The sequence below is a fragment of the Mastigocoleus sp. MO_188.B34 genome, assembly GCF_030065675.1.
GTDB lineage: Bacteria > Cyanobacteriota > Cyanobacteriia > Cyanobacteriales > Nostocaceae > Mastigocoleus.
The window spans coordinates 20194-32108 of the sequence record NZ_JASJDK010000031.1 but is presented as its reverse complement, the minus strand read 5'-3'; the positions used below and the strand labels follow the sequence as shown (position 1 = coordinate 32108).

Below are 11915 nucleotides of genomic sequence, written 5' to 3'. Positions count from 1 at the left end.
GATGGTTGCCAGATTAAAGCGACATCTCCATCCTTTGATACTGTGTAATAGTTGCCGTAGAACTTCATTTTGGCAGCTATGGTTTAGGAAAGAGAGATGTTTCAGTTCAATGCTGGCATCTCACCTAAATTGATGGTTGACGCCAAACTGGGTGTAGGCGCTACCCGTTGTTGGTTGTGTAGGTTTTTGTTTTGCAGATTTTGAGTTTTCCACGACACAAGCAAGTAAGACTTGTTGGAGGTTTAATTTCGCTGCTAAAAATTATTTAGAGCGGGGTGTATAACACCCATATACATTCTACTCCGGCACTACATGAACCATCATAGAGGGTTTAATGACAGCCATAGAATGACTGTAATTTTTATTCGGAGTATGGATTGCTGCAAAAATAAGTTCAAATTATGAACATTTAGTATGGGAATTACTTTGATTTAGGCGTTCCCACAATGTCTGATACACCGTATCAGGGACAGATACACGCAGTGCTCGCCCTAGTCTATTTTTTTTCCCTGCCGCTTGCAAGCAGTTAGGGTTCTGACAAATATAGGCGGAGCGCCCCATACCCCTATCTAATTGTACCTGCCTGGATGAGAAGACTCTGACGATCCGCCAAAATTCCTCCTTCAAACCCACTTTGCGGCAACTAATACAACGCCGATAATTTGGTTTCATTAGTTTTGTGTTGTGGAATTTTTGGTAATTCTAGTTAAGTTTTAAAATTTCATTTATTTAAGTTTATACCGACTCTTCTTTAGTGGTCTCAAATATCTCATTCTCCTGTAATAATTCCGTTTTTTCTTGCTCTAAGTTTACTATTTGTTCTGATAGCTGTTCTGGTGAAAATTTCTCAAGGGGAATTTCTTCATGAATTTGTGTTTCTGTCGGCGTTACCTCTTCTTCTAAAATTTCTTCAACTTCATCAAACTCTTCTGATGCATGTTGCGCTCTTGTTTCTGCAAACTTAGCGTCCTCTGCTGCATAATCATATTTGGCTTTGTCTTTGATGTCTATTTTCCACCCCGTTAAGCGAGCGGCTAAGCGAACATTTTGTCCTTCTTTACCAATGGCTAAACTGAGTTGATCCTCAGCAACTAAGACATGAGTTTGTCTGGTTTCTGGGTCCATCAAACGCACCTCATCTACCCGTGCTGGGCTTAAAGCATTGGCAATATAGGTTGCAGGATCTGGCGACCAACGAATGACATCGATTTTCTCACCCCGTAATTCATTTACTACTACCTGAATCCGCGAACCTCTTGCCCCAATACACGCACCAACTGGGTCTACATCGCGATCAAGGGTATCAACAGCAATTTTGGTGCGAGGTCCAACATAACGTGATGGTGGATTAGCTTCTCGCGCCACCGCTACTATTCGCACCACTTCATCTTCGATTTCTGGGACTTCATTAGCAAACAAGTAAACAACTAAACCAGCATCAGCACGGGATACTAGTAGTTGTGGACCTCTTTGCTGTCCCTGGGAAACTCTTTTGAGATAGACCTTAAATGTAGCATTCGCTCGATAGTTATCATTAGGTAGCTGTTCGCGTTTTGGTAACTCAGCTTCCACTTCTGGTTGACCAAAATTACTACTCACTGCCATGATTACTGACTGTCTTTCAAATCGTAAGACTCTGGCTTGCAAGACAGTTCCTTCCAAATCCTGAAATTCTTCTTGCACCATTTGACGCTGTTGATCGCGGAGTTTTTGCGCCAGCACTTGTTTGGTTTGCATCGCAGCCATTCGACCAAACTCTCCCTGATCCGGGGTAACGTCCAATACTACTTCCTGACCGAGTTGGGCTTCATCGCCGCCCATTTCTTGGACTTGCTTAAGGGAAATTTCATGATCTGAGTTGGTGACTTCTTCAACTATTGTTTTAGTCGCAACAACTCGAAAACCCTCATCTTCCACATCAAGTTGTACGTCGAAATTATTGAAATAGTCTTCATCAAATTGTTTGCGTTCCAAATTTTGGGCGCGCCGAAAACGTTCATACCCCTTAAGTAAGGCTTCCCTGATTGCTGATTGAACTGCTAACCTGGGTAAATTCCTTTCTTTACTGATACTTTCAATTAATTCTTTTAATCCTTTTAAATCAACCATTGACATAATTAATCTCCATTGAAACAATAGGAAATAGGTAGAAAAACAAAAGAATAAGAAATAATATTCGCAACTGACTTATTTTTCGATTTCATATCAGTCGTCAATGTTTTAGTATGTTCTCTTATCTTTTGTCCCCCATTTCTTAGATCTTTGAGGTCTATAAGAGTCAATTTTTTTCTCCAAAATCGAGGCAAGACTTTTTTGTCTGCCTTTCTGTCTGGGAATGAAACAATGTTTTGTTGGTAAAAGATTAAAATATCACCAACACAAGGGAATAGCTAATTGTTATCCCCAGAAACCCTGTCCCAGAACTTAGATAAGAAGAAAGTAATAACCCCTATATCTCGATCTCTCAACCTTCACTCAACTGGACTTTAGTCACAGAAGAGCGAGGAATACCAACTGTACGACCTTTACGATTCAAATACAACTTGCTTTCGTCACGACTAATTAACTGACCGCTCCACTCTTGCTTTCCGTTGTAGGGTGGAGAAGTGGATACAGTTATGGGAAATCCTTTAAAGGAAATAAAATCTCGTTCAGTGACTAGCAATGGTGAAACACCAGGACTTGATATTTCCAAAACATAAGAATCTGGAATAACTTGTGCCGCATCTAAGCGAGCTTCCAAAGCACGGCTCATCCGTTCGCAATCGTCCAGACCGGTATCTTGCTGGGGGTTACGGATGTCTAAGCGCAAAACTGGCGGACGTTGGTTGGTGTGAAAGACAACGCCAACGACCTCTAATCCCAGTTCTTGGGCCACTGGTGTCGCTAATTCAATAATTTGTGGAACTAAGGGATGAGTCATGCAACAATTCCAACAAAAAAAGTGGGCTTCTACCCACTTCCGGTGATAAGTATATCTTCCAAGAAGTCTTGTCACGAATCAGTATTGATTCATTTCTATTCTGAGTTTAGCGCATTTCTTCTAGAGGAAGAAGGAAAGTACAAAATCAGGCGTTAATTTTTAATATCCCTCAAAATCCCTTGTTTAAAACAATAAAGATAATGGTGAGAATCAGAAGGTAGCTATCGTTATATCCACTGCTACTTAATTTTTCTCATTTCTACTAGACCAGAACTCGGTTTAACAACAGCAGATACAGATACTTGATTTTTTAGCTGCCTAGTTTTTTCTAATATTTGTTCCATATCTTCTTGGGAAAGACGCTGTACGTAATTAATTTTGACTTCTTCGAGAAAATCGAATAATAAACTTTGAATTTCAGCTAAAATTTGTTTCTGTCGCATTTCGTCTCCTAAAGTTTCGCTAAAACGCTGTATGAGGCGACTGGAGAGTTGTGCTGCGACTGGATCTTCAACTGCTGAAATTAAAGCTTTGTGGAGGTTTGTGGTAATTTCAGTCGCTAGTTGTTTGCTAAGCTGACTTTGCATTTCTCCCATCCCTGGTAAATTATGCAAATTGCGATAGATAGGGGATTGATTTAGGGCGCTATCAATATTGTGCTGTAATAAAGCTACTATCTCTGGTTGGACTTTTGGTAAAACTTGATATACGGTTGCTTTAACAACAATTCCACTAATGGCTTCAATTTCGTTGATGTTATTAATATCTACGTAACTGTTTGCGCTGCGACTTTGTTTGAACCAACGAGTCAAATCCCCACTTTGAATTGATTGTTGAGTTTGATCGATTACGCGCACCACTACCATTTGGGTGATTTCTTCCGCAAAGTTAGCAACAATCCCTTGTTCTATTTGCCGACGCAAGCCGTGTAGATTTAATAATTGTGCCTTGTCTAAACGAAAGCATACTGGTATGATTCGCAGCCATTGCCAAAAAGGTATAAGGAAAATTACGTCATACCAGTGCCACAAAATTGCATTTAACCAGCTGAAACTGCTATGACGCCGCTTAATTAAGTAAGTACGCAGTATTAAGTCCAAAGCAAATAAAACTACAAATGGTAAGTCATATAGCCAAAAACGATCAATATACTCACCATTTTCACCAATACGACGGTAATAGTTGCTAGCAATCAAAGGCTTGATGTTACGGTTGAAAAAACCGATTTCTGTGGAAAATCCTTGCTTTGAGAGATACTCTTGAGACCAAAATATACGGAAAGATTGCTTCGCAGAATCATCACCTATGTGGTTGCGCATCCGATTTTTAATTTTTTCTAAGGTTCCGCTTTTAGAAGCAGCAGCAAAAGGATTTTCCTCAATCATTTCGACACTGAGGTCCTGTAAATCTTCAAGGGTAGTTTTGACTTCAGTTGATCGCAAGCCTGTATTATTTATCTGCTTTTGCAGCCGATCAACTAATTCAAGGTAATTTTGCGTGTCTCTGTGAGGTTCAATTCCTTTGATTGGATCGTAAATTTGAGTTACTTTTGGCACATTACGAAAATAAAAAGTGCGCCAAGGTACATAACTCAAATCGAACAAAACGAAACCTAAATTCATTGCAGCTATAATTGCCATCAATCTCTCGAACCAGAGATGATATCGCTTTGGGACTTGATGTTGATTCATTACGATAAATTACTAATTTTGGCAAAAAATCTTATTAATCACTCTATAAATACAACCAAGGAAGGATGACAGGTGAAAAGTATGAGTAATTTTTCAAAAATAATTAATAAATAAGGACAAAAACGTTAAACAAAATTAGAATGCAGCTACCAAGCACATGTGTCTTGATTAAGACCGATTTGACCAACAGGAGTTTAAACCATGTGGTGTGGGATTCGATCCACAAGCACGAGAATAACTGCTATTTGTTTAGTTGTTGCTGGCGTAGTAACTTCTAATACTGCTATAGCATTGAGAAAACGTAATTATACCCCTACAGAATTTTGTGGTGTATTGCGTGGATTGGGTTATGAAGTCGAGGTATCAAGTACCTGTTTGCAAGATTCCCAAACTAAAAAAGCAGTCAGCGAATTTCAAAAAGGGTATAAGTTGGGTGTTGACAATATTACCGGAGAAAAAACCCAAAATCATGCAGCCAATATTGTCAAAATCCTTCAAACAAATTTGAATATGGTTGTCAAGCCCAAACCGCCCTTACCAGCAAATCAATTTTACGGTCCTCAGACTGCTGCTGCGGTCAAAAAGTATCAAGAAAAATTGAAAATAGAACAAACTGGTATTGCTGATTTGGCTTTACGACAACGCTTGGATAAAGAAGTTAAGGAAATGTTGGATACTTCAAAACCAGGAGCAACAGAAACTCCAAGTTCAGAATCAACAACAAATCCACAACCAGAAGCTACGACTAATAAAAAACCAGGAGTAATAACTACACCAAATCCAGGAGCTGCAACTAATAAAGCTCCCGGAACTACCACTCCAACTCCAGGAGCTACAACTACCCCAACTCCAGGAGCTACAACTACCCCAACTCCAGGAGCTACAACTACCCCAACTCCAGGAGCTACAACCAGCCCAACTCCAGAATCAACTACCGCTCCAACTCCAGGAGCTACAACCAGCCCAACTCCAGAATCAACCACTAGCCCAAATCCAGGAGCTACAACCAGCCCAACTCCAGAATCAACCACTAGCCCAAATCCAGGAGCTACAACCAGCCCAACTCCAGAATCAACCACTAGCCCAACTCCAGGAGCTACATCTAACCCAACCCCAAAACCAAAGGCTAAACCAGAATAGAAAATACAAGCTAGAAATTAATAGCTAATAATTGGCCACTTAATGGCAACTTTTCTAGTTCATATGACTAGGTTCCTCCAATGGTCTTCCTTTGGGAACCGGTAGAGTTGGACGACCGTCATCATAAGGCATGGGAATGTACTGCACTGTCGGGCGTCCACCTTGCGGTTGAGGGTACAGATCCATCAGGTCGTAAACAGACCGGGGCAGCCCGACTGTAATGGGCAGCCCCATTTTCGTTGCTTCTTCAACCGTAATGGGATAATCGTGGGTTACTTGTCCAGTTGTTAAAGCTTCGATTATCCGTTCGATATCTTCCGATTTAACTTTTTGTTTGGGGATACAATCATTGAGTAAAGTACGGACAAATTCTTGTACTTGCTTGGTTGCTTTACGGGCGATATCCGCCATAATCAGAGTTTGATCGTCAACTTCACTAATGGGTTTTTCTTCGACAACCTTAATAATACTGGCAGCAGGATAATTACCAAGCTGGGGATCTACAGGTCCTAGTACAGCATTGGGATCCATAATTATTTCATCAGCAGCTAAAGCTAACATCGTACCGCCACTCATCGCATAGTGGGGCACGTATACGGTAACTTTTGCTTGATGGCGGATTAATGCCCTAGCAATTTGTTCAGTTGCTAAAACCAGACCACCCGGTGTGTGCAATATTAAATCTATAGGCACATCAGGGGGAGTAAGACGAATAGCTCGCAATATTTGCTCGGAATCTTCAATGGTTATATAGCGAGATAAGGGAATGCCTAAGAAACTAATAGATTCTTGGCGATGGATTAGAAGTATTACCCGACTCTTGCGTTTTTTTTGAAATTCTTGAATAGAGCTAAAGCGCCGATATTCTATTCGACGTTTTTGCCAAATCGGTTGCAGTGAAGACAATAATAAGAAAATCCAGAATAAATCAAAAATACCAAAATCCATAGAATAAATTCTTCAAAAATTAGATTCGCCGTCATTATTGTCACAACTTTTCCTAATTCTCAAGTCTACCTGGAGAAGGGATTGGGGATTGGGGTGAGCCCGCGCCTAACGGCGTTAGCATAGCGTGGCGTTAGCCATATCGGGATAGCACTGCGTGCCGCCGCAAGCGGCATATGGGGACTGGGGACTGGGGATTAGGGATTGGGCTTGAACGACTCTATAAAGTAAGTAATGTAACTATTAAGTGTAAGGATCAAAAACTTACTACCCGCATTAAATATTGAGTCAATGTAAATGCATCTACTCCTAACTCTGTACGTTCTACAGCTGCTAATATCCCGGCTTGGGAGTGCCACCATGCAGCAAGTGCAGTAACGATATCGGGTGTAATTTCACGAGAAATTGATTGCGCTAATAAACCACCCATTAAACCTGTTAATACGTCACCACTACCGCCACGAGCCAGGGCTGGAGTACTTTCAGGATTAATCCAAATATCACCTTGGGGGTTTGCGATCGCAGTTCTTGGACCTTTTAACAATATAATTGCCCCGCTTTGTTTAGCCGCTTTCTTCACAGCTTTGATCCGCTCTTGGTTTTTCTCATTTATTTTGGGAAACAAGCGAGAGAATTCACCAAGATGGGGGGTGAAAATTGTTGTGGCTTTTCTTGTTTTATCCATAGTTCCTTGTTCGATCCAAGGATTTTTCATTTGAGCCAGAATATTTAAAGCATCTGCATCTAAGATTAAAGGCGCATTACTATTCAATACTTGCTTAACAACTGAAACTGCATCAAATGTTAATCCTGGACCACAAGCGATCGCAGTAAATGAATTTAGATCGATATTATCGGGTAATAACTGGGAAATTGCACCAGATTCAGTTTCCGGACAACCGATAATTAAAGCTTCCGGTAACTTTGATATCATTAAATGCTTAAGGGATTCTGGTACGGCTACTGTTAACATACCAACACCAGAAGCGCGGGCACCTAAACTAGTCAAAATAGCGGCTCCAGGATAGCGACGAGAACCACAAACTAATAATAAATGTCCTTCTTTATACTTGTGAGTAACAAGTTTACGAGGTAATAAAGTTGAATTTGTAGATGTTTTTTCTTTACCAATAATGGATCGTGCTATTTGTGTGGTGAAGCGTTTAATCTTCGGGGATCCTCCCAAAATTGCTTCTATGTCAGCCAATGGAATATCAAAGTCGATTAGTTCAGCTTTACCGACGTATTCCAAAGCTGATTCTTGCAATAAACCAAGTTTCCATAAACCAAGACATAAAGTGTATGTAGCACGAATAGCAATTCCTAATACTTCACCTGTGTCTGTATGCAAACCAGATGGTACGTCAATGCTAACAACTGGTTTATTCAATTGATTAATTAGATCGATCGCACTGGCGACAGGTTCTGCAATTGTTCTTTGCAACCCAAAACCAAACAACCCATCAATAAATAGATCGCAATTTTTTAATTTGTCAACGGATTGATAGCAAGGAATACCCAAACTTTCCACGTACTTTAAATGCTGGGAGGTTAGTTCTTTTTGTTTAAAAAGTGGGTGATACACATAAACTTCATATCCACGAAAGTGTAACTCCCGCGCAACAACCAAAGCATCACCACCATTATGACCGGGACCAACTAATACTCCGATTCGATGGGAAGATAAAGGTGAAGATAAAGAAATGGGAAAAAGTTGCATAATGCGATGGGTAATAAGCCCTGCAACCTTTTCCATCAGAGCGGCTACAGGGATTCCAGCGGCAAAAATTCGTCCCTCAATGTCCCGCATTTGCTGGGCTGTTACTACAAATTGGTCTATAGCTGCTTGTCTGTACTGCATCGATTCTGGTACTGAGTTATCAGTTCAAAGTTAGCAGTTATCTTTAGCTACCGATCTGCTTGTTGGTCGCTGCTTACTCCCAAATTCCCATTACTAATGCCTAATTCTTTAAAAATTATGAGCTATTTACTATAAAGACCAATCAATTTATGCTTGTAGCTGTTAGGTTATATAGAGTCGCCTAGCACATTTACCAAGATGAAAAAAGTCGTAGTTGGTCTTTCAGGTGGCGTTGATAGTTCCACTGCTGCCGCCATATTGCACAATCAAAGTTATGAAGTAATTGGTCTCACCCTTTGGCTGATGAAAGGGAAAGGACAGTGTTGCTCTGAAGGTATGGTTGATGCGGCTTACATCTGCGAACAGCTAGGTATTCCCCATCATGTAGTTGATATTCGGGAAGTTTTTCAGACCAACATTGTAGATTACTTGCTAACTGGTTATAGTACTGGCGTCACACCTTTACCTTGCTCTCAATGTAATAAAACTGTTAAGTTTGGTCCCATGGTGCGCTACGCCCGGGAAACCTTAGACAGCGAAAAAATTGCCACAGGTCATTATGCTCGTATCTGCTATAACGAGAATAGCGGACGCCATGAACTATTAAGAGCTGCCGATCGCAATAAAGATCAATCTTATTTCCTGTACGATCTATCTCAAGATTTACTCGCTGCTTCCATATTTCCCTTGGGAGAATTACAAAAAAGTGATACTCGGCGAATTGCTAGCGAATATGGGTTGAAAACCGCTGACAAGCCCGAAAGTCAAGACTTATGCTTGGTAGAAAGCAATGGCTCAATGCGAGCATTTTTAGATAAATATCTAGCTCCAAAGAAGGGCGAAATTGTTGACGCAAACGGTAAAGTATTGGGTCAACATGATGGTGTTCATCACTATACCATTGGACAGCGTAAAGGTTTAGGTGTTTCAGCTCCAGAACCTTTATATGTGATTGCTCTAGATGCAATTAATAACAAAGTGATTGTCGGCGATCGCACCAAGGCTACACTGCCAGAATGTAATGTAGAGAGAGTAAACTGGGTTTCCATGGCTGAACCATGTGCTCCCATTAAAGCAGAAGTACAAATTCGTTATCGTTCTCAGCCCGTACCAGTCACAATTATTCCCTTAGAAAATTCTCGCGCCCGTGTAGTATTTGACGAACTGCAGTTCAGTATCACCCCCGGACAAGCTGCAGTATGGTATGACGGAGAAAAAGTGCTTGGTGGTGGAATTATTGAACGGTTTGATGGGTGATATCAAATCCGTGAGCATCGGAATTATATATTTTGTACGCACAGAGGTGTAGAGTTTTCTCAATCACCTTTTAAATCATTCCAAAGCAAACGGAAACGATATGATTGGTAATTGGTAATTGGTAATTGGTATTTGGTATTTGGTATTTGGTAATTAAATAACAAAAAATCAATTACTAAAAATCAACTACAAAAAATCCCGAATACTGGATAGTAGGCGGGATTTTAAACACTGTTTTGAGTATAAGAGTATAAGGAACAGACAGAACCAAACAGTCCTATCTAAGGAATTAGGTGTGGGTACAAGATAGCAATACATATTTACTATCAAGTAACAGTAGTAATTAACTACTTGAAGGAAAAAACTGTAATGTAATTTGTATTGGGACGATATCCTCCTGTTTGAACTTTGTATGTCTTAAACTTTGTTTGATTTAATTTTGACTGTTGTAGATTGCACGTTTCTGCTGTTTAGCAGATTGCATAATTCGATCTAGCTGCGACTGCTGTTCGGAAGAAAGATTTAAATTGCGGACAGCAGCTTTCATTTTTTGACCATTGTCCAAAGCATTTTGTAATTCTGTTTGTTGTTCGGCTGTTAAAACAGCTTCAATTTCAGAACGTGCGTTGTTTTTCACCTGCTCCAGTTGAGTTTTCTGGGCTTCGGTTAAGTTTGCTTTCTTCGCTTGATTACCAGCAAAAGCTGAAATAGGAAAAATAAAAGTCAATGCAGCAGATGCAGCCAAAATTGGTAGCAGCTTAGATTTCATCTTGAGATAACCTCAAATATCTTTGAGCCTGACAATTTTTATATTGAGGGATGAATATGACATCAAGATGGCAGGGAGTGAGTGTGGGAAGTGTGGGAGGTGTGGGAAGTGTGAGAAGTGTGTGAAGCGTGGGAAGTAGCGTAAGGGTAAATACTAAAAATTGCAATTGAAGCTTAAGTTTAGGATTTGATATTACCCAATCCCATATGGCTAACGCCACGCTATGCTAACGCCGTTAGGCGCGGGCTCACCCTAATCCCCAATCCCCAACCCCCAATAAATACTAAGATATTAAAAAAGCTTTATGAATCTTAACAATGACTGTAACTACACAGCACCTCTCAACACAAAATTCCTTTGAAAAACTATTTTGGATTTGGAAAGGTTACAAAATTCAATACACCGTAATGGGTTCCGGACAACCTTTGGTCTTAGTACATGGTTTTGGTGCTTCTATTGGACATTGGCGAAAAAATATTCCAGTACTAGCCAATGCTGGTTATCAAGTTTTTGTATTGGATCTTCTGGGTTTTGGTGGTTCGGAAAAAGCAGCAATTGATTATTCAGTAGAAGTATGGGTAGAACTACTGAAGGATTTCTGGGAGCAACATATTCAAGAAAAAGCTGTATTTATTGGTAATTCTATTGGTGCACTTTTAAGCCTAACTGTAGCTGCAGAACATCCAGAAATTACTGAAGCTACAGTACTTATTAATTCTGCAGGAGGTTTGAGCCATCGCCCCCATGAATTAAACCCACCCTTAAGATTTGTCATGGGAGCTTTTAATAAGTTAGTTAGCCATCCAATAACAGGCCAAGTTGTTTTTAATAATATTCGTCGTAAATCTCAAATTCGTCGTACTCTTTACCAAGTTTATCGTAACCGAGAAGCTGTTACTGACGAACTTGTAGAAATGCTTTATCAGCCTTCGTGCGATCCTGGAGCAAGAGAGGTTTTTGCATCGATTCTTACTGCACCTCCTGGACCTTCTCCTAATGATTTACTACCAAAAGTAGATGTACCATTGCTAGTTATTTGGGGTGCAGAAGATCCCTGGACGCCAATTACTGGAGCCAAGATTTATGAACAAGCAAAAGAAGCTGGAAAGCAGATTAAAATTGTTCCTATTTCTGGTGCTGGTCATTGTCCCCATGACGAAGTTCCAGATATTGTCAACCACCAAATTACAGAGTGGCTGAAATCTTTATAACTTTTTTGTAAACTACTCATAAAAAATGCAAAGATGTAAGAATTTTTTTATTATCTATACATCTTTGCGCTAGATTCACATTGTCGTTGAAAATAATTTATATAGCTCAGACAGAAAG

General features: G+C 40.1%; 10 protein-coding genes. 3 read left to right on the top strand and 7 right to left on the bottom strand.

Going from position 1 to position 11915, the window contains the following annotated elements:
- Positions 1 to 399: 399 nt before the first annotated feature.
- The 4 genes from QNJ50_RS10185 to QNJ50_RS10170 form a co-directional block, all read right to left on the bottom strand.
- Positions 400 to 672: a YlxR family protein gene (locus QNJ50_RS10185; protein ID WP_300634909.1), complete on the bottom strand. Its 273-nt coding sequence runs from the start codon at positions 670 to 672 to the stop codon at positions 400 to 402.
- 63 nt (positions 673 to 735) lie between these two features.
- The gene (gene nusA, locus QNJ50_RS10180; protein WP_300634935.1) at positions 736 to 2109 is read right to left on the bottom strand and encodes a transcription termination factor NusA; all 1374 of its coding nucleotides are present in this window, start codon (positions 2107 to 2109) and stop codon (positions 736 to 738) included.
- Between the two features lie 355 nt (positions 2110 to 2464).
- On the bottom strand, positions 2465 to 2923 hold the full coding sequence (gene rimP, locus QNJ50_RS10175; protein ID WP_300634907.1) for a ribosome maturation factor RimP: 459 nt from the start codon (positions 2921 to 2923) through the stop codon (positions 2465 to 2467).
- Between the two features lie 239 nt (positions 2924 to 3162).
- A complete protein-coding gene (locus tag QNJ50_RS10170; RefSeq protein WP_300634905.1) occupies positions 3163 to 4614 on the bottom strand; it encodes a hypothetical protein in 1452 nt (483 codons plus the stop codon).
- Positions 4615 to 4815: 201 nt separating this feature from the next.
- Here QNJ50_RS10170 and QNJ50_RS10165 point away from each other — a divergent pair, with 201 nt between their 5' ends.
- Positions 4816 to 5754, top strand: a complete 939-nt coding sequence (locus QNJ50_RS10165; protein WP_300634903.1) for a peptidoglycan-binding domain-containing protein — start codon at positions 4816 to 4818, stop codon at positions 5752 to 5754.
- Positions 5755 to 5808: 54 nt separating this feature from the next.
- Here QNJ50_RS10165 and QNJ50_RS10160 read toward each other — a convergent pair whose 3' ends face one another.
- Both QNJ50_RS10160 and QNJ50_RS10155 read right to left on the bottom strand, forming a co-directional pair.
- Entirely contained in the window at positions 5809 to 6702 is an 894-nt protein-coding gene (locus QNJ50_RS10160; protein ID WP_300634901.1) for an ATP-dependent Clp protease proteolytic subunit, read from the bottom strand.
- A gap of 253 nt (positions 6703 to 6955) precedes the next feature.
- Positions 6956 to 8560, bottom strand: a complete 1605-nt coding sequence (locus tag QNJ50_RS10155) for an NAD(P)H-hydrate dehydratase (protein WP_300634899.1) — start codon at positions 8558 to 8560, stop codon at positions 6956 to 6958.
- A 198-nt stretch (positions 8561 to 8758) separates the two neighbouring features.
- On the opposite strand from QNJ50_RS10155, the gene mnmA reads away from it, so the two are divergent.
- Positions 8759 to 9817, top strand: coding sequence for a tRNA 2-thiouridine(34) synthase MnmA (gene mnmA, locus QNJ50_RS10150; RefSeq protein ID WP_300634896.1), 1059 nt, complete (start codon positions 8759 to 8761; stop codon positions 9815 to 9817).
- Between the two features lie 433 nt (positions 9818 to 10250).
- Here mnmA and QNJ50_RS10145 read toward each other — a convergent pair whose 3' ends face one another.
- The gene (locus tag QNJ50_RS10145) at positions 10251 to 10586 is read right to left on the bottom strand and encodes a hypothetical protein (RefSeq protein WP_300634894.1); all 336 of its coding nucleotides are present in this window, start codon (positions 10584 to 10586) and stop codon (positions 10251 to 10253) included.
- Positions 10587 to 10903: 317 nt separating this feature from the next.
- Between QNJ50_RS10145 and QNJ50_RS10140 the strand changes: the two genes are divergently transcribed.
- The gene (locus QNJ50_RS10140) at positions 10904 to 11797 is read left to right on the top strand and encodes an alpha/beta fold hydrolase (protein ID WP_300634893.1); all 894 of its coding nucleotides are present in this window, start codon (positions 10904 to 10906) and stop codon (positions 11795 to 11797) included.
- Positions 11798 to 11915 lie beyond the last annotated feature (118 nt).